The organism is Streptomyces sp. NPDC008238, from assembly GCF_042956445.1.
In the GTDB taxonomy this organism is placed as follows: Bacteria; Actinomycetota; Actinomycetes; order Streptomycetales; family Streptomycetaceae; genus Actinacidiphila.
In genome coordinates, this window is record NZ_JBIBGK010000014.1 from 192,779 (window position 1) to 217,666 (window position 24,888).

Consider the following 24,888-nt stretch of genomic DNA (forward strand, 5'->3'; position numbering starts at 1 on the left):
TAGGGACCTGACGACATGACCCAGCAGACCGCACCCCTCTCCGACGAGCCGGCCGGAGCCAAGGACCACGCCCCCGCGGGGGGCGCCGTGACCCTCACCGGCATCGGCAAGGCCTACGGCGACTTCACCGCCGTCCACCCGCTCGACCTCACCATCCCCGAGGGCTCCTTCTTCGCGCTCCTGGGAGCCTCCGGCTGCGGCAAGACCACCACGCTGCGCATGATCGCCGGCCTGGAGGACCCCAGCGGCGGCAGCGTCCGCATCGGCGACCAGGACGTCACCGGACTGCCGCCGTACAAGCGGCCGGTCAACACGGTCTTCCAGAACTACGCGCTCTTCCCGCACCTCGACATCTACGAGAACGTCGCCTTCGGCCTGCGCCGCCGCGGCGTCAAGTCCGTCAGGGGCCAGGTCGAGGAGATGCTCGAGCTCGTGGAGCTGGGCCACCTCGCCCGCCGCAAGCCGCACCAGCTCTCCGGCGGCCAGCAGCAGCGCGTCGCCGTCGCCCGCGCCCTGATCAACCACCCCAAGGTGCTCCTCCTCGACGAACCGCTGGGCGCCCTGGACCTGAAGCTGCGGCGGCAGATGCAGCTGGAGCTCAAGCGCATCCAGACCGAGGTGGGCATCACCTTCGTGCACGTCACGCACGACCAGGAAGAGGCCATGACCATGGCCGACACCATCGCCGTGATGAACGCCGGCCGCATCGAGCAGCTCGGCGCGCCCACCGACCTGTACGAGAACCCGCGCACCACCTTCGTCGCCAACTTCCTCGGCCAGTCCAACCTCATCGAGGCCCAGGTCGCCGGCACCAGCGGCGACGACCTGCTGCTCAGCGTCGGCGACGGCCGGCTGGCGATGCCCACCGCGCGCTGCGTCCCCTCCGTGCAGGCGGGCGACAAGCTCCTCGCCGGGGTACGCCCCGAGAAGATCACCATCGTCCACGCCGACGACGCCGCCGAGGTCCCCGAGGGCCGCAACAGGATCACCGGCCGGATCGTCGACGCCAGCTTCATCGGCGTCTCCACCCAGTACGTCGTCAACAGCCCCTGGTGCCCGGAGCTCGCCGTCTTCGCGCAGAACGTGGAGCGCGACGGCCGCCTCGTCCCCGGCGCCGAGGTAGTGCTGCACTGGAGCCCGGCGCACACCTTCGGTCTCGACGCCGCGCAGGACATCGAGGCGGGGGAGGTCAACGCGTAATGGCCGCCCTGTCCACCGCCCCCGCGGGGGCACCGGCGCAGAACCCGCCGGAGCCGTCCGGCTCCGCCGCCCGGCGCCGCAGACTCGTGCCGTACTGGCTGCTGCTGCCCGGCATCCTGTGGCTGCTGGTCTTCTTCGCCGCCCCGATGGTCTACCAGGCCTCGACCTCCGTGCAGACCGGCTCCCTGGAGACCGGCTACCGCGTCACCTGGCACTTCGCCACCTATTGGGACGCCTTCACCGAGTACGACGTCTTCTACCTGCGGTCGCTGGTCTACGCGGGCATCGCCACCGTGCTGTGCCTGGCGATCGGCTACCCGCTGGCGTACACCATCGCCTTCAAGGCGGGCCGCTGGCGGAACGTGCTGCTGGTCATGGTCATCGCGCCGTTCTTCACCAGCTTCCTGATCCGCACCCTGGCCTGGAAGACGATCCTCGCGGACGACGGCTACGTCGTGACCGTGCTGGACAAGCTGCACGTCCTGAACGTCACCGCGTCCCTCGGCATCACCGCCGACGACCGCGTGCTCGCCACGCCGCTCGCGGTGGTGTGCGGCCTGACGTACAACTTCCTGCCCTTCATGATCCTGCCGCTCTACAGCTCACTGGAGCGCATCGACCCGCGGCTGCACGAGGCGGCGGGCGACCTGTACGCCCGGCCCTTCACCACCTTCCGCAAGGTGACCTTCCCGATCTCGCTGCCCGGCGTCGTGGCCGGCACGCTGCTCACCTTCATCCCCGCCTCCGGCGACTACATCAACGCCGAACTGCTGGGCAGCCCCAGCGAGCAGATGATCGGCAACGTCATCCAGTCCAAGTTCCTGACGGTGCTCGACTACCCGACCGCCGCCGCACTGTCCTTCATCCTCATGGCCGCGATCCTCGTGATCGTGTCCGTCTACATCCGCAGGGCGGGGACGGAGGAACTGGTCTGATGCCCGTGCTGAACTGGGTGCGACGGCACCTCGTCGTCTTCGCCGGCGTGGCCGCGCTCGCCTACATGACGATCCCCAACGTGATCGTCCTGGTCTTCTCCTTCAACCAGCCCAAGGGCCGCTTCAACTACTCCTGGAACCACTTCTCGCTCGACGCCTGGACGAACCCCTGCGGCGTCGGCGACATGTGCGACTCGGTGTCGCTGTCCCTGCAGATCGCCGTCCTCGCCACCCTCGGCGCCACCGTCCTCGGCACCATGGTCGCCTTCGCGCTCGGCCGCCACCGCTTCCGCGGCCGCGGCCCGGTGACCGGCCTGATCTGGCTGCCGATGGCGATGCCCGAGATCGTGATGGGCGCCTCGCTCGGCACCCTGTTCCTCAACATGCGCATCCAGTTCGGCTTCTGGACGATCCTCATCGCGCACATCATGTTCTGCCTCAGCTTCGTGGTGACGGCGGTCAAGGCGCGCGTGATGAGCATGGACCCGCGACTGGAGCAGGCCGCCCAGGACCTCTACGCCACCCCGTGGTCGACGTTCTGGCGGATCACCTTCCCGATCGCCGCGCCCGGCATCGCGGCGGGCGCGCTGCTGAGCTTCGCGATCTCCATCGACGACTTCATCATCACGCAGTTCAACGCCGGCCCGGCCACCGTGACCTTCCCGATGTTCGTCTGGGGCGCCGCCCAGAAGGGCCTGCCCGTCCAGGTGAACGTCATCGGCACGCTGATGTTCGTCGTGGCGGTGCTCTGCGTCGTCGTCGGACAGCTGCTCAGCCGCCGCAGGAAAGCCCATAGTTGACCCGCCGACCGCATCCGCAAAGGTGTGAGACCCCATGGACCCAGCCCGTTCGCTCGCCGACGCGCAGCCGACACCGTTCTGGCTGGAGGACCCCGGCAGGCCGCGGGCCGGATCGGCCCTCGTGGGCGACGAGCACTGCGACCTGCTGGTGGTCGGCGGCGGCTACACCGGGCTGTGGACCGCGCTGCTGGCCAAGGAACGCGACCCGCGCCGCGACGTCGTCCTGATCGAGGCCAAGGAGGTGGGCTGGGCGGCGTCCGGCCGCAACGGCGGCTTCTGCGCCGCCAGCCTCACCCACGGCCTGGCCAACGGACTCGCCCGCTGGCCCGAGGAGTTCGGGCAGCTGGAGGAGCTGGGCAACCGCAACCTCGACGGCATCGAGGAGGCGGTCGCCCGCTACTCCATCGACTGCGACTTCGAACGCACCGGGGAGATCGACGTCGCCACCGAGCCCTACCAGCTCGACGACCTCCGGGCGTCCGCCGAGGAGGCCGCCCGGCACGGCGTCGAACTGGAGCTGCTCGACCGCGACCAGGTCCGCGCCGAGGTCGACTCGCCCACCTTCGTCGGCGGCCTGTGGGACCGCCGCGGCGTCGCCATGCTGCACCCCGCCAAGCTCGCCTGGGGCCTGCGGCGCGCCTGCGAGGAACTGGGCGTACGCGTCTACGAGCACACCCGCGCCACCCAGCTCGCCCACAACGGCTCCGGCACGGCCGTGCGCACCCCCTACGGGCGGGTCTTCGCCCGGCACGTCGCGCTCGGCACCAACGTCTTCCCCTCGCTGGTGCGCCGCGTGCGCCACTACATCGTCCCCGTCTACGACTACGCGCTGGTGACCGAGCCGCTGACGCCGCAGCAGCTCGGCGCGGTGGGCTGGAAGAACCGCCAGGGACTCGGCGACAGCGCCAACCAGTTCCACTACTTCCGGCTCACCGCCGACAACCGCGTGCTGTGGGGCGGCTACGACGCCATCTACCCCTACGGCGGACGCCTGGACGCCGCCCGGGACGAACGCCCGGAGACCTACCTGAAGCTCGCGGAACACTTCTTCCGCTGCTTCCCGCAACTGGAGGGCGTGCGCTTCGCCCACGCCTGGGGCGGCGCGATCGACACCTGCTCGCGCTTCTCCGCCTTCTACGGCACCGCACACGACGGGAAGGTCGCGTACGCCGCCGGCTACACCGGCCTCGGTGTCGGCGCCACCCGCTTCGGCGCCGACGTCATGCTCGACCTGCTCTCCGGCGGACCCACCGAACGCACCGCGCTGCGCATGGTGCGGACCAAGCCGCTGCCCTTCCCGCCCGAGCCGCTGGCGTGGGCGGGGATCGGCCTCACCAAGTGGTCACTGGACCGCGCCGACCGCAACGCCGGGCGGCGCAACCTGTGGCTCAAGGCGATGGACCGGCTGGGCCTCGGCTTCGACAGCTGACCGGCGGCCCCGCACCCCGCGCGAGCCCCGTGATCCGGATCACCCCATCGGGCGTGGTGAAACCCGCGTAATGATCCGTCCCCGGCCCCCTCTCTCCGCGTGACAGCACGACAGCGCACACACGGAACGGAGGAACCGGCATGGTGGGCACAGACGCGCGGGGCGCGGTCGAATGGCTGGTTTCCGTGGCACCCGACCCCGACGCCACCCGGTGGGAATGGGAGCGCCACCCCCTCGGGGTGACGCTCCTGCCCGCCGGGAGGCTGTGGGACGTCCTCATCCTCACCGGCGAACTGGGCTACCCGACGCTCGACGTCCTCACCCGTCTCGTCGACCGCCCGGGCCCGGTCCTGGCCGACTTCGGGGACTCCCGCATGGGCTGGTTCGTGCCCCCGGGCACCGCCGCCCGCTGGGTCGGCACCGGGGTGCGCACCGCGGGCCCCGGCACCTGGATCGTGGTCCCCTACCCCGGCCGCGCCACCGGGGGCGTCCGCTGGCTCGTGCCGCCCGACGGCACGGGCAACCTCACCGACCCCGGCGTCCTGGAACTGGCCATGCACGAGGCGGCCGCCCACCTGGCGGGACGGCGGGGCCGTGATCCGGGCGCGTGACCCGGCGGACGGGGGCCCGCCCGTCGTACGCCCCGGTGCGCGACACTGGTTCCATGATCCCGACGGAAGGCGGCCGGTCCCGGAGCGGCCGCGGATACCCGGGCGCGCCGCGGCGCGCCCCCGTTCCCGCGGCGGGCTGAGATGGTCCTCCCGCCCGGCCTCGCGCACCTCGTCGAGACCGCCCTGCCCGTCTGCGGGCGCCACGGCCTGGCCGTGGCGGGCGGCCTCGCGCTGATCGCGCACGGCTTCGACCGCCGTCCCTCCCGCCACCTCGACCTGGTCACCTTCAGCTCCACCCCGGTCGGTGACATCGGGGCCGCGCTCGCCACCGCCTGCACCGGGGCCGGCTACGAAGTGGCCCCGCTGCCCGGCACACCGCTCGCCGCCCACCTCGGGGTCACCGAGCCGGGGGAGGCCGGCCGCACGGTCCACGTGGCCAAGCAGCCGCTCTCCCGTCCGCCGGTCCCCGTCGGACTCGGCCTGTCCGGGCCCGTGCCGGTGGTGGCGCTGGAGGACTGCGCGGCCCTGAAGGTGGCCGCCGTCGCCGACCGCGCCACGGTCCGCGACCTCGTCGACGTCCACGCCCTGACCACCTGGTTCACGCCAGGGGAGCTGCTGACGATGGCCGTCCACCTCGACGACGACCTCCAGCCGCGCCTGCTCGCCGACCGCCTCGACAAGCTCGTCGAGGCCGACGACGCGGCGTACGCGGCGCAGGGACTGGACGGCGCGGGCACCGCCGCCGTCAAACGCTGGGCCTTCGAGTGGGCGCAGGACATCCGGCTGGACCTCATGGAGGGCATGGAGCACCCCGACGAGCTCTACGACCTGTAAAGCTCCCGGCCCCGGCGCCGACACCTTGGTGCTTGAGGGTGCCCTGCCCGCTGACGACACTGGCAGGAGACGAGGAGAGGAAGGTCCGCCGTGACCGACAAGCACATCACGCACTGGATCGCCGGACAGTCGTGGACCGGCACCACGGAGCGGCACGGGGACGTGTACGACCCCGCCACCGGGGCCGTGACCGGGCGGGTGGACTTCGCGTCGAACGCCGAGGTCGACCAGGCCGTCGGCGCTGCGGCCGCCGCGTTCAAGGAGTGGCGCCACGCCTCGGTGGCCAAGCGCAGCACGGTGCTCTTCGCCTTCCGCGAGCTGCTCAACGCCAAGCGCGAGGAACTGGCCGCGATCATCGTCTCCGAGCACGGCAAGGTGCACTCCGACGCGCTCGGCGAGATCGCCCGCGGCCTGGAGGTCGTCGAGTACGCCTGCGGCATCCCGCAGCTGATCAAGGGCGGCTTCACCGAGCAGGCCTCGACCGGCATCGACGTCTACTCGATCCGCCAGCCGCTCGGCCCGGTCGCTATCATCTCGCCCTTCAACTTCCCGGCGATGGTGCCGATGTGGTTCTTCCCCATCGCCATCGCCGCGGGCAACACCGTCGTCGTCAAGCCCTCCGAGAAGGACCCGTCCGCCGCCAACTTCCTCGCGGAGCTGTGGAAGCAGGCCGGTCTGCCGGACGGCGTCTTCAACGTCGTGCACGGCGACAAGGTCGCCGTCGACCGCCTCCTGGAGCACCCGGACGTCAAGTCCGTCTCCTTCGTCGGCTCCACCCCGATCGCGCGCTACGTCTACGAGACCGGCACCCGCTACGGCAAGCGCGTCCAGGCCCTGGGCGGCGCCAAGAACCACATGCTGGTGCTCCCGGACGCGGACCTGGACCTCGCCGCCGACGCCGCCGTCAACGCCGGGTTCGGCGCGGCCGGCGAGCGCTGCATGGCGGTGTCCGTCCTGGTCGTCGTCGACCCGATCGGCGACACGCTGGTCGAGAAGATCAAGGAGCGGATGTCCGGCCTCACGGTCGGCCCCGGCTGCAGCGCCGCCTCCGAGATGGGTCCATTGGTGACCGGCGCCCACCGCGACAAGGTGACGTCCTACCTCGACGCGGGCCTCGCCGACGGCGCGACCCTCGCCGTGGACGGCCGTACCCACGCCGTCAGCGGCGAGGACACCGAGGGCGGCTTCTGGCTCGGCCCGACGCTCTTCGACGACGTCAAGCCCGGCATGTCGGTCTACAACGACGAGATCTTCGGCCCGGTGCTGTCCGTGGTGCGCGTGGGCTCGTACGACGAGGGCCTGGAGCTGATCAACTCCAACCCGTACGGCAACGGCACGGCCATCTTCACCAACGACGGCGGCGCCGCCCGCCGCTTCCAGCACGACGTCGAGGTCGGCATGGTCGGCATCAACGTGCCGATCCCGGTGCCCGTGGCGTACTACTCCTTCGGCGGCTGGAAGGCCTCGCTCTTCGGCGACACGCACGCCTACGGCCCGGACGGCGTCCACTTCTTCACCCGCGGCAAGGCCGTCACCCAGCGGTGGCTCGACCCGAGCCACGGCGGCATCAACCTCGGTTTCCCGACCAACAACTGACACTCCGCTCCGAGGCCCGCCGACCCGCGCTTCCGCGGCCGGCGGGTCTCGCCCGTCCGGGTGGGGCGCTCACGCGTCCGTCGCCGGGCCGCCGACCTCGGGCAGGTGCGCGGAGAGGTGGCGCAGGTACGCGCCGGCGTCGGCACGGTAGTCCTCGGCGCCCCGCGCCTTGGCCAGCTCGAAGACGACGAACATGTTCAGGTTGAGGAGCCCGGCGACCATGCGCATCCGTTCCGCGCCGTCGAGACTCTCGACCACGCCGGCGATGTGCCTGGTGGCCCCCTCCCGGTCGTCCTCCAGCCACAGCGTGAGGAACTCGATCGCGAGGCGGGTCGCCTCTTCCGCTTTGCTCGGTTCGGTCATGTGGGGAGGGTAAGCCGCCGCGCCCGCGGTCCGTGCCGGCCACCCGGACCGGCGGCTCAGCGCGCTGGGTGATGACGTCCCGACCGGCGACCGACCGCCAGGGCGGCGCCCGCGAGCAGGGCGCCGCACAGCAGCCAGCTCCCCACGACGTCGAGCGGCCAGTGGTAGCCGCAGCGGACCAGGGCGACCCCCACCGCGGCATCGAGCAGTACAACGGCGGCGACCAGCAGCCGCCGTGCGGCCGTGCGCACCAGCCACGGCAGCAGCAGGAGCACGGCGCCGCCGTACGCGGCGGCCGCCGTCGCCGTGTGGCCGGAGGGGTAGAGCCCCGGATAACCGGGGGAGAGGGTCAGCGAACCGGGGCCGGCCCGGCCGATCAGCGGCTTGACCAGGGCGACCAGCAGCGGCGCAGCAACCATCACGAGCGCGTACGCCAGCGGCGGCAGCCAGGGGCGGGACAGCCCGTACAGGCGGGCGCGCCAGGTGGTCCAGACCATCGCAAGCAGCAGCACGGGCACGGCGACCCGCCAGTCGCCCAGGTCGGCGAGGAACTGCGACACGGAACGGTCCGCGGGGTGGGGGGAGGGTCCCGCGAGGGTGGCACGCACCGGTCCGTCCAGGGCCAGCAGGCGCCCTCGTATTGCCTCCTGCCAGGTCAGCAGTCCGAAGAGCGCCGTGCACACCACGGCCACCAGAGAAGTTGGCCGCCCCGGAACAGGGGGGAGAGTTCCGGGGCGGCCAGAACGATCGCCGTACCGCCCGCCCCGGGGGGTTTGGGGCAAGCGGCCGACCGATCGGCGAGGATTGCCGGAGCCTTCGGCTTCGGCGCTGTGCGCGAGGGCACTGCTGTGCCGGTGATGGGGAGTCACCGGCAAAGTGTCGCCCGCGGACTTCCGCAGACGGGGTGTTTCTTCCATCTGCCGAAACCGTACGTCACCGGGAGGCCGCCGGGCAGGGGTTGCACCCTCCCGCCATCAGGCCCGCACACCTTCTTCACGCTGCGTGCCGTACGCGCCCGGTCACCGGCGAAGCACCTGGTCACAGCCGGGCGAGCGCGCCTTCGATGATGTCCAGGCCCTCGTTCAGCAGGTCCTCCCCGATCACCAGCGGCGGCAGGAAGCGCAGCACGTTGCCGTAGGTGCCACAGGTCAGGACCACCAGGCCCTCGGCGTGGCAGGCCTTGGCCACGGCGGCGGTGGCGGCGGCGTTCGGGGTCTTGCTCCCCGGCTCCACCAGCTCGATCGCGATCATGGCGCCGCGGCCCCGGACGTCACCGATGACCTCGAACTTCTCCTGCATGCCGCGCAGCCGGCCGAGCATGATGCCGCCGATGCGGCGCGCCCTGGCGTTGAGGTCCTGCTCCTTCATCGTCTCGATGGCGCCCAGCGCACCGGCGCACGCCACCGGGTTGCCGCCGTAGGTGCCGCCCAGACCGCCGGAGTGCGCGGCGTCCATGATCTCCGCGCGGCCGGTCACCGCGGCCAGCGGCAGACCGCCGGCGATGCCCTTGGCCGTGGTGATGAGGTCCGGGACGATGCCCTCGTCCTCGCAGGCGAACCACTGGCCGGTGCGGCAGAAGCCGGTCTGGATCTCGTCCGCGACGAAGACGATGCCGTTCTCCCGCGCGAACTCCACCAGCTTGGGGAGGAAGCCCTTGGCCGGCTCGATGAAGCCGCCCTCGCCCTGGATCGGCTCGATCACGATCGCGGCCACGTTCTCCGCCCCGACCTGCTTGGTGATCATGTCGATCGCCTGGGCCGCCGCCTCCTCCGCGCAGTTCTCCGGGCCGGTCAGCCAGCGGTAGGGGTAGGCCAGCGGCATCCGGTAGACCTCGGGCGCGAACGGGCCGAACGAGTGCTTGTACGGCATGTTCTTCGCCGTCAGCGCCATCGTGAGGTTGGTGCGGCCGTGGTAGCCGTGGTCGAAGACGACCACGGCCTGGCGCTTGGTGTACGCGCGGGCGATCTTCACCGCGTTCTCGACGGCCTCGGCACCCGAGTTGAACAGCGCGGTGCGCTTCTCGTGGTCGCCCGGGGTCAGCTCGTTGAGGGCCTCGGCGACCTCCACGTAGCCCTCGTACGGCGTCACCATGAAACAGGTGTGGGTGAAGTCGGCCAGCTGCGCCGACGCGCGGCGCACGACCGCCTCGGCGCTGTTGCCGACCGAGGTCACCGCGATGCCGGAACCGAAGTCGATCAGGGAGTTGCCGTCCACGTCCTGCAGCACGCCGCCGCTGGCGCGGGTGACGAAGACGGGCAGGGTCACGCCGACGCCGCTCGGGACCGCCGCCGTCTTGCGCGCCAGCAGCTCCTGCGACTTGGGGCCGGGGATCGGGGTGACGAGTCGACGCTCCTGGGCCAGATCGGTCATGGCGGACGTACTCCTTCGAACCGTGGTCTTTCCTCGCAGGCTAAGCCCGTACGGCGGAGCCCCGCACACTCCGATAGGGCGCACTGCGGAACGCCTCTTCGACGTGACGGACATGAGCGTGCCAAGATCCTTCAGACTGCGGTGGCCGCTCGACTACATTGAGTGCGGACCTGCGAGGGGTGGCACACGCGATGGAACGCGACGGTACGCACGAGAAGCCCGCGGCGCCTCCGCCCGGGGGCTCCGGCCCGCAACCGGGCCCGCCGCCGGTACCCGGTGCCCGGCCGATGCCGGACGCCCCGCCCGCGCACGCCGGGCCCCCCGTGCCCGGCGCCCGGCCCGGCCCCGCCGGCCCCGGCCGCGCGCCCAGGGCCGTCCCGGCCACGCCCCCGCTGCCCCCCGGGCCCCCGCCGCAGCCCGCCACCCGCCCGGACACCGGCACGTGGCGCGCCCCCGCCGAGTCCGCGCCGTCCGCCACCCCGGACGGCTCCGGTTTCCTCGCCTGGCTGCGGGCCCCGCGCCCCGCCGCCGCCCCCGGCGTCTGGCGGCTCGGCCACCGCCCCCGCCCCGCCGCCGACCCGGACGCCGTGCCGGGCCGCCAGCTCGTCGCCGGCGCCCTGATCTCCTTCCTCGGCGGCTGGCTGCTGTGGTCCCTGCTGTGGAACGGCTACCTCGGCAGCTACTGGCTCTGGCCGCTGCTCGCCCTGACCCCCGAGTCCTGGCGGCATGCGGGCGGCAACCAGACCGCCTACCTGTGGGCCTCGTACCTCTACTACGCGCTCATCGGCGGCGCCCTGCTGGTGTTCTTCGCCCGCGTCGGACGCTGGGCCGAACTGTGGCGCCGCTCCATCAGCGCGCCGCTGCGGCGCGCGCGCGAGGAGGAGCGGGCGGTTACCGGCCGCGAACCCGCCGACCCCGCCCAGGACCCCGCCGCTTTCCCCGAGCTCCGCGGCGGCGGCGCCGCCGACGCCGCGGACCGGCTCGCCGAGGACGCCCGTTCCGGGCTGATGAACGACGTCGACTTCGCCCGCCTCAGCCGCGCCTGGCAGTCCGTACGCTCCGAACCCGGCCGGCTCACCGCCTTCACCGACACGGTTTTGCGCTACGGCGCCGCCGCCTGCGCCCACCCGTCCGGCGCCCGCGACCTGCCCGCCCGCACCGCCCAGCACGACCTGCTGGCCGGCCAGGTCCGCATCGGCGCCGCCTCCGACGACGAGCGCAACCCCCGCACCCACCGCGGCGCCGGCTACGCCCTCGACCCGTCCGTCCTCGGCACGTCCCTGCTGGCCGTCGGGCCGCCCGGCTCCGGCAAGACCGTGCGCTTCGTGCGGCCCGCGCTGGAACTCATGTGCCTGCAGGCCCTCGCCGGGCGGGCGGCCGTCGTCGTGGTCGGCACCGACGGGGCACGCCTCGCGCCCGACGAGTCCTTCGACGTCGTCGTCAAGATCGGCCAACCCGACTCCGCGTACGACCTCGACCTGTACGGCGGCACCGCCGACCCCGACGAGGCCGCGGGCTTCCTCGCCGAGGCCCTCGTCGGGGACCTCGCCGCGGCGCTGCCCGGCGGCGACAGCCGCCGCGCCGCCACCGCCCTCGCCCAGCTCCTCGGGCCCTTCCACGCGGCCCACGGCCGTTTCCCCTCCGTCCCCGAACTGCGCGAGCTCCTCGACGGCACCGCGTCGGCCCTCGCCGCGCTGCGCTCCGCCCTGCAGGCCCGGGGCGCCGCCGCCCAGGGGCAGCTGCGCGAACTCGACGCCCGCGAAAGGCAGTCCGCCCGGGCCGGCGACGCGGGCCCCTTGCTCGCCGACCGCATCGCGCTGCTCGACCGGCCCGCGTTCGCCGGGTTCTTCGACACCACGGGCGGCAGCCACCCCTTCTCCCTGCGCGGCCTCGAACACCCCCTGCGGGTCCGCATCGACCTCCCGGAACGGGGCCACACCGAGGTCTCCCGGATGCTGGCGCGGCTCGTCCTCGCCCAGTTCGCCGAGTGCGCCGCCGCCCGGCGGGACCGCTCCCTGTTCGCCTGCCTCGTCCTTGACGACGCCTCCCACACCGTGACCGCGGAGTCCGTGCGGGGCCTGCAGCGCATGCGCTCCGCCAACGCCGGCGCGGTGCTCACGCTGCGCACGCTGGACGACGTCCCCGAAGCGCTCCGGGGCGCCCTGCTGGGTGCCGTCGGCTGCCGGGCGGCGCTCGCCGGGCTCACCGCCTGGGACGGCGCCCGGTTCGCGGAGGTGTGGGGCAAGGAGTGGGTGGACGTCCACGACGTCACCAACCGTCAGATCATCGCGGACGAGCCGCTCACGCGGGTGTTGCACGCTGTGCGGCGGCTCGTCACGGGGAAGGCGGTCACGGCGGAGTCGGTGACGGTGCGGCGGGTCGAGCGCGAGCGGTGGTCCGCGTCGGACCTCGCGCACGCGGTTCCCGCGGGGCACGCCGTGGTTTCCCTCACGGCGGTCGACGGGGAGCATGCGGCCCCGGTGCTCGTGGATCTGCGGGCCTGAGGTCGTCTTTCCGGCCCGGGGTCGCGTGTGTGCGGGTCGTTTGCGCCTGCGGCGGCTGTGCTGTGCGGCCCGGTGAGTGTGTGCGGCGCCGTCGTGGTTGTTGTTGGGGTTTCTTCCCCGCCCTCCCGCCCGATTGCCCGGCGCGGTTGGTGCGGGTCGGCGCACCTCGTTGTGGGGTCGGCGCCGCGCCGGCGCACGTCCTCAACGCTCGCGGTTTGCCCCCACATCCTTGGGCGCCGGGTCCGCCGCTCGTCGTTTCCGGGCGCACCCCGACACACCCCCTCCGGCCGGTATGGGCGCACAACGGCCGGTGGGGGTGTCAGGAGGCGATCCGGGGCACCCCGAACGGTCTCTGACCCCCACCGCCCCGCGGTTCCAGCCCCGCATAATTCCGTGCCGGGTCCGCCGCTCGTTTCCTCTCGGCCTTCGGCCAGGGGAAGCACCCCGCCACACCCCCTCTGGCTCGTGTGGGTCGGCATCGAAGGCGCCCTCGGGTCACCTGATCGTGGAGTCGAGAGAAGCTCAGTTCGGGTGAGCTCATCGGTGGCGAACGTGGTCGCCGATGTGGGGGTGCGGTCAGGTCGCGGAGGGACTCACGCCATCACCCCACACCGACCGTTGTGCGCCCGTACAGGCCGAAGGGAAGGGCGTGTCGGAGTGTTCCCCCTGGCCGAAGGCTAGGACAGACGAGCGGCGGACCCGGTGCCGAATGATGCGGGCTGGAACCGCGGAGCCGTGGGGGTCAGCGAGCGGTTCGTGGCAACCCGGACCGCCTCCTCACCCCCGACCGGCCGTCATGCGCCCACAGGACAGACCCGGTGCCAGATGATGCGGGGCTGGAACCGTGGGGCTGTGGGGGTCAGAGGGCGGTTCCGGGTACCCCCGTACGCCTATCTGACCCCCCACCGGCCGTTGTGCGCCCATACGAGAGGAGGGGGTGTGTCGGGGTGCGCCCGGAAACGACGAGCGGTTAAGTCCGGTGCCCAAGGATGTAGACGTAAACCGCGAGCGTTGAGGACGTGCGCCGGCGCGGCCACGACCCCACCACAACGTGCGAGACCCGCACCAACCGCGCCGGGCAATCGGGCGGGAGGGCGGGGGAGAAACCCAACAGAAACCACAGCGGCGCCGCACACAAGCAAAGGGCCGCGAGGGGCACCGCCGACAACCAGGTGGCCCGGCGCAGCCGCGCGCAGGGGCACACAACCCGCGCACGACAAACGGCACGGCACCGCAGGTATACGGTGAGGCAGAATCGGAAGTGAACGCACTCCGAGATGGAGAAAAAGCCCGTGCCGCCCACGCTCGCCTCGCTGCTGCGGAACCCCGCCCTGAAGCTGGCCGCCCTCGCCGGAGGCGACCGCCTGGAGGGGGCCGCCGTCCGCTGGGTGCACACCAGCGAGCTGGACGACCCCGCCCCGTACCTGGAGGGCGGCGAGCTGCTGCTGACCACGGGCCTCAAGCTGGACGTCGGCTCGCCCGAGGCACTCGGCGCGTACGTGGCGCGCCTGGCCGGCGCCGGCGTCGTGGGCCTCGGGTTCGGCGTCGGGGTGAGCCACGACACCGTGCCGCAGGCGCTCGTGGACGCGGCGGCCGCGCACCGGCTGCCGTTGCTGGAGGTGCCGCACAGGACCCCGTTCATCGCGATCAGCAAGGCCGTCTCCGCGGAGATCGCCGCCGACCGGTACAAGGCGGTGACCGCGGGGTTCGAGGCGCAGCGGGAGCTGACCCGGGCGGCGCTCGCCCCGGACGGGACGACGGCGCTGTTGTCGCGGCTGGCGGCGCACCTGAACGGCTGGGCGGCGCTGTACGACGCGTCGGGCGCCGTCGTGGCCGCGGCGCCCGAGTGGGCGGGGCGGCGGGCGGCGCGGCTCGCCGGGGAGGTGGAGCGGCTGCGCGGCAGGCCCGCACCGGCCAGCGCGGCGGTCGCGGGCCCGGCCGGCACGGAGGACCGCGTCGAGCTGCAGTCGCTTGGCACCGGCCGCCGCCCCCGCGGCTTCCTCGCGGTCGGCACGGAGGAGCGGCCGGACACCTCCGCCCGGTACCTCGTGCACGCCGCCGTGGCGCTGCTGACGCTGTCCCTGGAGCAGTCCCGGGCGCTGCAGGACACCCAGCAGCGGCTGGGCGCCGCGCTGCTGCGGATGCTGCTGGTCGGGGAGCCCGAGCACGCGCGCACCGTGGCGGGCCGGTTGTACGGGGGGCTGTTCGACGCGCCGGTGCGGGTGCTGGTCGCGGAGCGCGCGGAGGCCGCGGGGGACGCGGTGGGGCTGCTGGCCGAACGGGTGGAGACGGCCGGGATGCGGGCCGCCGAGCCCGCGCTGGCGGTCCGCGACGAGGACCGGCTGACGGTGCTCGCGGCCGCGGACGGCGAGGTGACACGGGCCTGCGTGGCGGCGGTCGACGGAAGCGACGACCTGGTGGCCGGGCTGTCCGCCGCGGTGGGCACCGCGGGCGTCCCCGGTGCGCACGAGCAGGCCGAGCGGGCGCTGGCGGTGGCCCGGCGGCGCGGCCGCAGTCTGGTCGAGCACGACGAGGTCGGTGCCGGCCCGATGCTGCCGCTGCTGGGCGACGACGCCGTACGGGCCTTCTCCGAGGGCCTGTTGCGGCCGCTGCGCGAGCACGACGCCACCGCCCGGGGTGATCTGGTCGCCTCGCTGCGGGCGTGGCTGTCGCGGCACGGGCAGTGGGACGCCGCCGCGGCGGACCTCGGCGTCCACCGGCACACCCTGCGCTACCGGATGCGGCGCGTGGAGGAGATCCTCGGGCGTTCGCTGGACGACCCGGACGTCCGCATGGAGCTGTGGCTGGCGCTCAAGTCCGGTGGCTGAGCCCGTCCCGCCAAAACGTCGTATCGCCCCGGGCCCGTAGGACGCACTGGACAAGACCGGCCGGGTGCCGCCCGTCCTACGGTGGTCCGCATGAGCACCCCCACCGCCTTCTGGCTCGCCGGCCGCCCCGCCACCGGCGAGGACACCTTCGATGTCGTGAACCCGTACGACGGCAGCGTCGTGGCCTCCGTCGGCGTGCCGACGCCCGCCCAGGTGGAAGAGGCCGTCGCCGCGGCGAAGGCCGTCGAGGCGGAGTTCGCCGCGACCCCCGCCCACGTGCGGGCCGCCGCCCTGGACCACGTGTCCAAGCGGCTGGCCGAGCGCACCGAGGAGATCGCCCGGCTGATCACCGCGGAGAACGGCAAGCCGGTCAAGTGGGCCCGCGGCGAGGTCGGCCGCGCCGTGTCCGTCTTCCGCTGGGCGGCGGAGGAGGCCCGCCGCTTCAACAGCGGTGAGGCCCAGCGCCTGGACACCGACGCGGGCGGCACCGGCCGCCTGGCGCTGACCCGGCGCTTCCCGCGCGGCAGCGTGCTCGGCATCGCGCCGTTCAACTTCCCGCTCAACCTGGTGGCCCACAAGGTGGCCCCGGCGATCGCGGTGGGCACCCCGATCATCCTGAAGCCCGCCCCGGCGACCCCGCTGTCCGCGCTGCTCCTCGGCGAGATCCTGGCCGAGACGGACCTGCCGGCCGGCTCGTGGAGCGTGCTGACCGTCCCCAACGACCGCATGCCCGCCCTGGTGCGGGACGAGCGGCTGCCCGTCATCTCCTTCACCGGTTCCGACCGGGTCGGCTACCAGATCATGGACTCGGTGCCGCGCAAGCACATCACCCTGGAGCTGGGCGGCAACGCCGCGGCCGTCGTCCTGGCCGACTGGTCCTCGGAGGAGGACCTGGAGTGGGCGGCGAACCGCATCGCCACCTTCGCCAACTACCAGGGCGGCCAGTCCTGCATCTCGGTGCAGCGGGTCGTCGCCGACGCCTCGGTGTACGACCGGCTCGTGGAGAAGGTCGTCGCCAAGGTCCGTGCGCAGGTCACCGGCGACCCCGCGGACGACGCCACCGACGTCGGCCCGCTCGTCGACGGCAACGCCGCCTCGCGCGTCGAGTCCTGGGTCGACGACGCGCTGGCCAAGGGCGCGAAGCTGCTGACCGGCGGCCGGCGCGACGGCGCCGCCTACGAGCCGACCGTGCTCGCCGACCTCCCCGCGGACGCGATCATCGCCACCGAGGAGGTCTTCGGCCCGGTCCTGTCCCTGCACAGGGTGGACGGTGCCGACGAGGCCTTCGCGGTCGTCAACGACTCCCGGTTCGGGCTGCAGTGCGGTGTGTTCACCCACGACCTGCAGACCGCGTTCCGCGCCCACCGCGAGCTGGAGGTCGGCGGCGTCGTCATCGGCGACGCCCCCTCCTACCGCGCGGACCAGATGCCGTACGGCGGCGTCAAGGACTCCGGCGTGGGCCGTGAGGGCGTCAAGTACGCCATGGACGACTACACCTACGAGCGGGTCCTGGTCCTGACCGGTCTCGCCTTGTAGTCCGAACGGCAGGAGCCACCTTTTCCAGCGGCCGGGGCGCATGTGCGGTGCGTCCCGGCCGCGCTGTGCGTGCTGTCGGCATGGGCACGTAAAGTGACCCTCTCGTGAACGGCGCCGGGGAGGCGCCAGGGAGGGGAAACGCAAGGTGGCAACGTATGCGGTGGTCTGCACGGCGGAGGCCGGGGCGACCGCTGAGGCCGTGGCCGCGGGGCCGGTCGGCGGCTGGGTCGTCGGGGGCCAGGGCGGTACGGGGGTGCTGTTCGACGCGCCGGTGACCGAGGGCGAGGGCATCGGGATCGGCGACGTGGTGCCGGCCGGTCGTGAGCTGGCCCGGCGGCTGGAGGTGCCGGCCCTCGTGCTGGTGGCGACGCCGCAGGTCGCGTACGCGGTGTTCGTGCGCCCGGACGGCGAGGGCAGCCAGAGCATGGTGTGGGCCGCGAACTGGGAGCCGCCCACCGACCCGCAGGAGTACGCGGAGCACCGCGCCCAGTGGGACGAGCAGGCGGCACACTGCGCGCAGTGGTTCGGGCGCCCCGGGGCGGCCGCCGCCCTGGCGGAGGTCCGCAACGACCCGCGCCCCGGCGAGGCGAAGCCGGGTCCGGAGGATTTGCTGCGTCAGGTGTGCGCGGCACTCGGCGTCCCGTCCACGACGGTCGGCGTCTCCTCGCTGACCAGCCCGGACGGCGTCGCCGACGACGGGGTGCCCCAGGACGCGGTGCGCGCCGAGGCCGCGCCGCCCGCCGGATCCGAGCCGGCCGCGGCGGGCGGCTCCACGCTGCGCGCCGTACGCGCCATGGTGCTGCTCGCGGGCTTCTACCTGCTGGGCGTGGTGCTCCTCGCGGTGCTGGCCGGGATCGACGTCCTGGTCGCCTCGTGGGGCGTGGGCGGACTGACCGGCAAGGTCGTCCTCGTCAGCGTCGTCCTCGCCGTCCCCATCGTCCGCGGCATGTTCATGCTGCGCCGCCCCCAGGACGACGGCCCGTCCGGCGTCCCCGTCACCGATGCGCAGCAGCCCGAGCTGTGGGCGGCCGTCCGCGACCTCGCGGCGCGCTACGGCACCCGCGCCCCGGACGAGATCGTCCTCGTCGGCGAGGTCAACGCCGCCGTGTCCGAGAAGTCCCGGCTGCTCGGCCTGCTCGGCGGCCGCCGCCGCATGTACATCGGCGTCCCCCTGCTCGCCGGGCTGACCGAGCGCCAGCTGCACGCCGTCCTCACCCACGAGCTCGGCCACTACGGCAACAGCGACACCCGGCTGTCCGCCATCACCCTGCGCGGCCAGGAGCGCATGCTGCGCACCATCGCCCACTTCGAGGAGCGCGCCGCCAGCGCCCAGGGCCGGGAACAGGCCCGCCAGGAGGACAAGGCCGCCAAGGCCCTGGCCAAGGGCCGCAAGGCCAAGGAGGTCGACGCCTCGGGCGCCGGTGTCACCTACCGCGCCATGGCGGCGATCTACACGGCCTACGCCAAGTTCTACCTCCGCGCCTCGCACAGCGTCGGCCGCGCCCAGGAGCTCGCCGCCGACCAGGCCGCCGTACGCCTCGCCGGGCGCGACGCCACCGCCTCCGCGCTGCGCGAGATCCCGGTCCTGGACGCCGCCTTCGACCACTACATGCGGCAGTACGCCGCCTTCGGCGCCGCGGCCCGGCTGCTGCCGCCCGCCGGGGAGGTCTACGGCGGGCTGCCCCGCTTCCTGACCGACCCCGCGCGCCGCGCGGAGCTGGACCGGCTGCGGGCCCGGCTGCCGCGCCAGCAGCGCTCCCCGTACGACTCGCACCCCCCGATCGCCGAGCGCGTCCGCCTCGTCGAGGCGGCGCCCGCCGACGGCCCGCAGGCGCCGGCCGCCGGGCAGGACCGCCCGGCCATGGAGCTGCTGCACGACCGGGACCAGGTGCTGATCGCCCTGGAAACGGCCACCCTCAGCCCGGAGAGCCAGGCGTTCACCCGAGTGGAGTGGAGCGCGCTGGCGGATCCGGCGGTGCGTCTGGTGCTCGCCGAGAGCGCCGCGCCGATGCGCGTCGCGCTGTCGGCCGCGGGCACCGAGCCGACCGTGGCGGCCCTGCTCGACGCCGCCGACCAGGGCCGCCTGCCGGCCCTGGCGCAGGGGCTGCCCGAGGGCGCGCTGCACGCGGGAGTCGCCGCCCTCGCCGGTCTCGCGCTGGCGGAATCCGGCGCGGCCCGCTGGGAACTGACATGGGATCAGGGGGTGCGGCTGGTGCTGGCCGACGGCACCGACGAGTCGGAGTTCGGCTCCGCGGTCGACGCCCTCGCCGACCCCGTCACCGAGGGCGGCTCCGCCCCCGACACCGCCCCCCTGCGCAAGCTGCTCGCATCGGCCTGAACCGCCGTCGGAAAGGTCACCGGCCCTCCGCACCCCGTGCGCGAGGGCTGGTGACCATGCCGGAACCGGGGTACTAACGAACAAGTAGCACCGGTCGGTAACCGACGCGAGGTGACGCCCCCATGTCCGCAGCATCCGCCCGCCCCACCGTTTCCGAACGCGAAGCGCGCCAGGTCGCAGAGGCCGCCCGCGAACAGGAATGGCGAAAGCCGAGCTTCGCCAAGGAACTGTTCCTGGGCCGCTTCCGGCTCGACCTGATCCATCCCCACCCCACACCGTCGACCGAGCAGGTCCAGCGCGGCGAGGAGTTCCTGGCCAAGCTGCGCGACTTCGTCGAGACGAAGGTGGACGGGGCCCTGATCGAGCGTGAGGCGAGGATCCCCGACGAGGTCATCACCGGGCTCAAGGAGCTCGGCGCCCTCGGCATGAAGATCGACCCCAAGTACGGCGGCCTCGGCCTCACCCAGGTGTACTACAACAAGGCGCTCGCCCTCGTCGGCTCCGCCAGCCCCGCGATCGGCGTGCTGCTCTCCGCGCACCAGTCGATCGGCGTGCCCCAGCCGCTGAAGCTGTTCGGCACCCCGGAGCAGAAGGAGCGGTTCCTGCCGCGCTGCGCCCGCACCGACATCTCGGCGTTCCTGCTCACCGAGCCCGACGTGGGGTCCGACCCCGCGCGCCTGGCGACCACGGCCGTCCCCGACGGGGACTCCTACGTCCTCGACGGCGTGAAGCTGTGGACCACCAACGGCGTCGTCGCCGACCTGCTGGTCGTCATGGCGCGGGTGCCGAAGAGCGACGGCCACAAGGGCGGCATCACCGCCTTCGTCGTCGAGGCCGGCTCCGAGGGCATCACCGTCGAGAACCGCAACTCCTTCATGGGGCTGCGCGGCATCGAGAACGGCGTCACCCGCTTCCACCAGGTACGCGTCCCCGCCGAGAACCGCGTGGGTCCCGAGGGCTCCGGGCTGAAGATCGCCCTGACCACCCTCAACACCGGCCGCCTCTCGCTGCCCGCGTCCTGCGTCGCGGCCGGCAAGTGGTGCCTGAAGATCGCCCGCGAGTGGTCGGTCGCCCGCGAGCAGTGGGGCCGGCCGGTCGCCCGCCACGAGGCCGTCGGCGCGAAGATCTCCTTCATCGCGGCGACCACCTTCGCGCTCGAGGCCGTCATGGAGCTGTCCAGCCAGATGGCCGACGAGGACCGCAACGACATCCGCATCGAGGGCGCGCTGGCCAAGCTCATCGCCTCCGAGATGAGCTGGACCATGGCCGACGAACTCGTCCAGATCCGCGGCGGCCGCGGCTTCGAGACCGCCGAGTCCCTCGCCGCCCGCGGCGAACGGGGCGTCCCGGCAGAGCAGTTGCTGCGCGACCTGCGCATCAACCGGATCTTCGAGGGCTCCACGGAGATCATGCACCTGCTGATCGCCCGTGAGGCCGTCGACGCCCACCTGTCCGTCGCGGGTGACCTCATCGACCCCGACAAGGCGCTCGGCGACAAGGCCAAGGCCGGCATGAAGGCGGGCGGCTTCTACGCCCGCTGGCTGCCGAAGCTGGTGGCCGGCCCCGGCCAGATCCCCGGTACGTACTCGGCCTTCCACCCGGCGGGCCACCCCGACCTCGCCGCCCACCTGCGCTACGTCGAGCGCAACTCCCGCAAGCTCGCCCGCTCCACCTTCTACGCCATGTCGCGCTGGCAGGGCCGGATGGAGACCAAGCAGGGCTTCCTGGGCCGCGTCGTCGACATCGGCGCGGAGCTGTTCGCCATGAGCGCCGCCTGCGTCCGCGCCGAGATGCTCCGCAACCGCGGCGAGAACGGACGCGAGGCCTACCAGCTCGCCGACGCCTTCTGCCGCCAGTCGCGGATCCGCGTCGAGGAGCTCTTCGGCCGGCTGTGGACCAACACCGACGCCATCGACCGCAAGGTCGTCGACGGCGTCCTCGGCGGCGCCTACACCTGGCTCGAGTCCGGCATCGTCGACCCCTCCAGCGACGGTCCGTGGATCGCCGACACCACACCGGGCGCCTCCGGCAAGGAGAACGTCCACCGGCCGATCCGCTGACCGGACGAGGTGCGCGCCCCCAGCGCGCGGGGCACCGCCTTCCCGGAGGCGGTGCCCCCGCCGTGCCGGCGACCCGACACAATGGGGGGATGACGGACTCTCTCGCCGACCCCCACCTGCGGCTGCCCGTACCGGACGCAGCCGGCGGCGCCCACGACGGACCCCGCGACATCGTCGTCCTGGGCTCGACCGGATCGATCGGCACCCAGGCCATCGACGTCGTCCTGCGCAACCCCGACCGCTTCCGGGTGGTGGCCCTGTCCGCCGCCGGCGGCCGGGTCGGGCTCCTCGCCGACCAGGCGCTGCAGCTCGGCGTCTCCGCCGTCGCCGTCGCGGACGAGGACGCGGAGGGACCGCTGCGGGAGGCGCTGGCCGAGCGCTACGGCTCCGGGCCGCTGCCGGAGATCCTGGTCGGCCCGGACGCCGCGACCGAGCTGGCCGGCCGTCCGTGCCACTCCGTCCTGAACGGCATCACCGGCTCGATCGGCCTGCGCCCCACGCTGGCCGCGCTGGAGGCGGGGCGGATCCTGATCCTCGCCAACAAGGAGTCGCTGATCGTCGGCGGGCCCCTGGTGAAGGCCGTGGCGAAGCCGGGCCAGATCGTGCCCGTCGACTCCGAGCACTCCGCGCTGTTCCAGGCCCTCATGGGCGGCTCCCGCGCCGAGGTCCGCAAGCTCGTCGTGACCGCCTCCGGCGGTCCTTTCCGCGGCCGGGGCAAGGAGGAGCTGGCCGGGGTCACCCCCGAGCAGGCATTGGCCCACCCCACCTGGGACATGGGCCCGGTGGTGACGATCAACTCGGCCACCCTGGTGAACAAGGGCCTGGAGGTCATCGAGGCCCACCTGCTCTACGACATTCCCTTCGACCGCATTGAGGTCGTCGTCCACCCGCAGTCGTATATCCACTCGATGGTGGAATTCACTGACGGCTCCACGCTGGCCCAGGTCAGCCCGCCCGACATGCGGATGCCGATCTCGCTGGGCCTCGGCTGGCCCGAGCGGGTGCCCGACGCCGCGCCCGGGTGCGACTGGACCAAGGCGGCCACGTGGACCTTCTTCCCGCTGGACGACGAGGCGTTCCCGGCGGTGGCGCTCGCGCGCCACGTCGGTAGCCTCGGGGGTACCGCCCCCGCGGTGTTCAACGCGGCCAACGAGGAGTGCGTGGCCGCGTTCCTCGCGGGCACGCTGCCCTTCACGGGCATCGTGGACACCGTCGCAAGGGTGGTGCAGGAGCACGGCACTCCCGCGGCGGGAACTTCCCTCACCGTGGAGGACGTCCTCGAGGCGGAGAGCTGGGCGCGGGCCCGCGCCCGGGAACTGGCTGCGGAACAGGCGACAACGGAGGCAGCACACGTATGACAGGACTCATGTGGGGACTGGGAATCGCCGTCTTCCTGGTCGGTCTCCTCTTCTCCATCGCCTGGCACGAGCTCGGCCACCTCTCGACGGCCAAGCTGTTCAAGATCCGGGTGCCGCAGTACATGGTCGGCTTCGGGCCGACCATCTGGTCGCGCCACAAGGGTGAGACCGAGTACGGCGTCAAGGCGATCCCGCTGGGCGGCTACATCCGGATGATCGGCATGTTCCCGCCCGGCGACGACGGCCGGGTCGCGGCCCGCTCCACCTCGCCGTTCCGCGGCATGATCGAGGACGCCCGCTCCGCGGCGTACGAGGAACTCAAGCCCGGCGACGAGACCCGGATGTTCTACACGCGCAAGCCCTGGAAGCGCGTGATCGTCATGTTCGCCGGCCCGTTCATGAACCTGATCCTGGCCTTCGGCCTCTTCCTTGCGCTCTTCATGGGCTTCGGCATCCCCACCCAGACGACGACGGTGGGCTCGGTATCGGACTGCGTGATCCCCGCGTCCGACACCCAGGCCCTCAAGGCCAAGGACCCCTGCACCCGCGGCGACTACCCGGCCGCTCCCGCCAAGGCGGCCGGCCTGCGGCAGCGCGACCGGATCGTGGCCTTCAACGGGGTGAAGGTCGACGACAGCCAGTGGACGGTGCTGCAGCAGGAGATCCGCAAGACCATCGGCCCCGCCACGATCACCGTCGTGCGCGACGGCAAGACCGTCGACCTGCACGCCAACCTGATCCCCAACAAGGTCGTCAAGACCGACGGGCACGGGGGCATCGTCAAGGACCAGTACGTCCAGGCCGGGTTCCTCGGCTTCACGCCCGCGGACGGCGTGGTGACGTACGGTTTCGGGCAGTCCATCGACCACATGGGCACCACCGCCGAGGAGAGTGTCCGGTCCCTCGCGGCGCTCCCCGGCAAGATCCCCGACCTGTGGAACGCGGTCTTCAGCGGCGCCGAGCGGCAGCCCGACTCCCCGGTCGGCATGATCGGTGCGGCGCGTCTCGGCGGCGACATCTTCTCGCTGCCGCTGCCGGCCACGCAGAAGGTCGCCACGATGGTGAACCTGCTCGCCATGATCAACATGGCCCTCTTCCTGTTCAACATGCTCCCGCTGCTGCCGCTCGACGGCGGCCACATTGCGGGCGCCCTGTGGGAGTCCGTCCGCCGGAAGTTCGCCAAGGTCTTCCGCCGTGCCGATCCGGGCCCGTTCGACGTGGCGAAGCTGATGCCGGTCGCCTACGTGGTCGCCGGAATCTTCATCTGCTTCACGGCCCTGGTCATGGCCGCGGATCTCATCAATCCGGTGCGTTTGACATAGCGCGATGTCGGAGGCGTGGGTGGGGTGACGTAGTCTCGTTCAACGGAGCCCGCCCACGCCGCCGGGACCTCGATCCGCTTACTTTGGGGATGCCACGCACATGACCGCGATTTCGCTCGGGATGCCGTCCGTTCCGATCAAGCTCGCCGACCGCCGCAAGAGCCGCCCGATCCAGGTCGGGTCGGTCGCGGTCGGCGGCGACGCCCCGGTCTCCGTCCAGTCCATGACCACCACCGTCACGGCCGACATCGGCGCCACGCTGCAGCAGATCGCCGAGCTCACCGCGTCCGGCTGCCAGATCGTCCGCGTCGCCTGCCCCTCGCAGGACGACGCCGACGCCCTCGCCACCATCGCCAGGAAGTCGCAGATCCCGGTGATCGCGGACATCCACTTCCAGCCGAAGTACGTCTTCGCGGCCATCGACGCGGGCTGCGCCGCGGTGCGGGTGAACCCGGGCAACATCCGGCAGTTCGACGACAAGGTGAAGGAGATCGCCAAGGCGGCCTCCGGGGCGGGTGTGCCGATCCGGATCGGTGTGAACGCCGGGTCGCTCGACAAGCGGCTGCTGGAGAAGTACGGCAAGGCGACGCCTGAGGCGCTGGTGGAGTCGGCGTTGTGGGAGTGCTCGCTGTTCGAGGAGCACGGCTTCCGGGACATCAAGATCTCGGTGAAGCACAACGACCCGGTGGTGATGGTCAACGCGTACCGTCTGCTGGCGGCGCAGTGCGACTACCCGCTGCACCTGGGTGTGACCGAGGCGGGTCCGGCGTTCCAGGGCACGATCAAGTCGGCGGTGGCGTTCGG

The 24,888-nt window shown here is 72.8% G+C and carries 18 protein-coding genes; 15 read left to right on the forward strand and 3 right to left on the reverse strand.

Annotated elements, in window-relative coordinates:
• The first annotated feature begins 15 nt into the window (after positions 1–15).
• The 7 genes from ACFZAU_RS26285 to ACFZAU_RS26315 all read left to right on the forward strand — a co-directional run bounded on the left by ACFZAU_RS26285 (position 16) and on the right by ACFZAU_RS26315 (position 7,405).
• Positions 16–1,200 (forward strand): ABC transporter ATP-binding protein, encoded by a 1,185-nt coding sequence (locus ACFZAU_RS26285; RefSeq protein ID WP_500554203.1) that lies wholly within the window; start codon positions 16–18, stop codon positions 1,198–1,200.
• On the forward strand, positions 1,200–2,135 hold the full coding sequence (locus ACFZAU_RS26290) for an ABC transporter permease (RefSeq protein WP_500554204.1): 936 nt from the start codon (positions 1,200–1,202) through the stop codon (positions 2,133–2,135). Before ACFZAU_RS26285 ends, ACFZAU_RS26290 begins: the two co-directional genes overlap by 1 nt.
• Positions 2,135–2,935 (forward strand): ABC transporter permease, encoded by an 801-nt coding sequence (locus ACFZAU_RS26295; protein ID WP_499602123.1) that lies wholly within the window; start codon positions 2,135–2,137, stop codon positions 2,933–2,935. Before ACFZAU_RS26290 ends, ACFZAU_RS26295 begins: the two co-directional genes overlap by 1 nt.
• A gap of 34 nt (positions 2,936–2,969) precedes the next feature.
• Positions 2,970–4,364, forward strand: a complete 1,395-nt coding sequence (locus ACFZAU_RS26300) for an NAD(P)/FAD-dependent oxidoreductase (protein ID WP_500554205.1) — start codon at positions 2,970–2,972, stop codon at positions 4,362–4,364.
• Between the two features lie 140 nt (positions 4,365–4,504).
• Entirely contained in the window at positions 4,505–4,975 is a 471-nt protein-coding gene (locus ACFZAU_RS26305; RefSeq protein ID WP_500464698.1) for a hypothetical protein, read from the forward strand.
• 141 nt (positions 4,976–5,116) lie between these two features.
• Entirely contained in the window at positions 5,117–5,809 is a 693-nt protein-coding gene (locus tag ACFZAU_RS26310) for a nucleotidyl transferase AbiEii/AbiGii toxin family protein (RefSeq protein ID WP_500554206.1), read from the forward strand.
• Positions 5,810–5,899: 90 nt separating this feature from the next.
• Positions 5,900–7,405, forward strand: coding sequence for a CoA-acylating methylmalonate-semialdehyde dehydrogenase (locus ACFZAU_RS26315; RefSeq protein WP_500464696.1), 1,506 nt, complete (start codon positions 5,900–5,902; stop codon positions 7,403–7,405).
• A gap of 69 nt (positions 7,406–7,474) precedes the next feature.
• Here ACFZAU_RS26315 and ACFZAU_RS26320 read toward each other — a convergent pair whose 3' ends face one another.
• The 3 genes from ACFZAU_RS26320 to gabT form a co-directional block, all read right to left on the reverse strand.
• Positions 7,475–7,768, reverse strand: coding sequence for a hypothetical protein (locus ACFZAU_RS26320; RefSeq protein WP_500554207.1), 294 nt, complete (start codon positions 7,766–7,768; stop codon positions 7,475–7,477).
• A 56-nt stretch (positions 7,769–7,824) separates the two neighbouring features.
• Entirely contained in the window at positions 7,825–8,454 is a 630-nt protein-coding gene (locus ACFZAU_RS26325; RefSeq protein WP_500554208.1) for a phosphatase PAP2 family protein, read from the reverse strand.
• Between the two features lie 352 nt (positions 8,455–8,806).
• Complete coding sequence (gene gabT / locus ACFZAU_RS26330) at positions 8,807–10,138, reverse strand: 4-aminobutyrate--2-oxoglutarate transaminase (RefSeq protein WP_500554209.1); 1,332 nt, start codon at positions 10,136–10,138, stop codon at positions 8,807–8,809.
• Positions 10,139–10,425: 287 nt separating this feature from the next.
• Here gabT and ACFZAU_RS26335 point away from each other — a divergent pair, with 287 nt between their 5' ends.
• From ACFZAU_RS26335 to ACFZAU_RS26370, 8 genes are all read left to right on the forward strand, one after another.
• On the forward strand, positions 10,426–12,642 hold the full coding sequence (locus ACFZAU_RS26335) for an ATP-binding protein (RefSeq protein WP_500554210.1): 2,217 nt from the start codon (positions 10,426–10,428) through the stop codon (positions 12,640–12,642).
• 1,292 nt (positions 12,643–13,934) lie between these two features.
• On the forward strand, positions 13,935–15,470 hold the full coding sequence (locus ACFZAU_RS26340; protein WP_500554222.1) for a PucR family transcriptional regulator: 1,536 nt from the start codon (positions 13,935–13,937) through the stop codon (positions 15,468–15,470).
• A 90-nt stretch (positions 15,471–15,560) separates the two neighbouring features.
• Entirely contained in the window at positions 15,561–17,006 is a 1,446-nt protein-coding gene (locus ACFZAU_RS26345; RefSeq protein ID WP_500554211.1) for an aldehyde dehydrogenase family protein, read from the forward strand.
• Positions 17,007–17,151: 145 nt separating this feature from the next.
• Positions 17,152–19,344, forward strand: coding sequence for a M48 family metalloprotease (locus tag ACFZAU_RS26350; RefSeq protein ID WP_500554212.1), 2,193 nt, complete (start codon positions 17,152–17,154; stop codon positions 19,342–19,344).
• 122 nt (positions 19,345–19,466) lie between these two features.
• Complete coding sequence (locus tag ACFZAU_RS26355) at positions 19,467–21,404, forward strand: acyl-CoA dehydrogenase family protein (RefSeq protein ID WP_500554213.1); 1,938 nt, start codon at positions 19,467–19,469, stop codon at positions 21,402–21,404.
• 89 nt (positions 21,405–21,493) lie between these two features.
• Positions 21,494–22,762 carry a 1-deoxy-D-xylulose-5-phosphate reductoisomerase gene (gene dxr / locus ACFZAU_RS26360; protein WP_500554214.1) on the forward strand — a complete coding sequence of 423 codons (1,269 nt, stop codon included), beginning with the start codon at positions 21,494–21,496 and terminating at the stop codon, positions 22,760–22,762.
• Positions 22,759–24,084 (forward strand): M50 family metallopeptidase, encoded by a 1,326-nt coding sequence (locus tag ACFZAU_RS26365; RefSeq protein WP_500554215.1) that lies wholly within the window; start codon positions 22,759–22,761, stop codon positions 24,082–24,084. Before dxr ends, ACFZAU_RS26365 begins: the two co-directional genes overlap by 4 nt.
• A gap of 100 nt (positions 24,085–24,184) precedes the next feature.
• The coding region (locus tag ACFZAU_RS26370; protein WP_500554216.1) for a flavodoxin-dependent (E)-4-hydroxy-3-methylbut-2-enyl-diphosphate synthase at positions 24,185–24,888 on the forward strand (704 nt) is incomplete at its 3' end.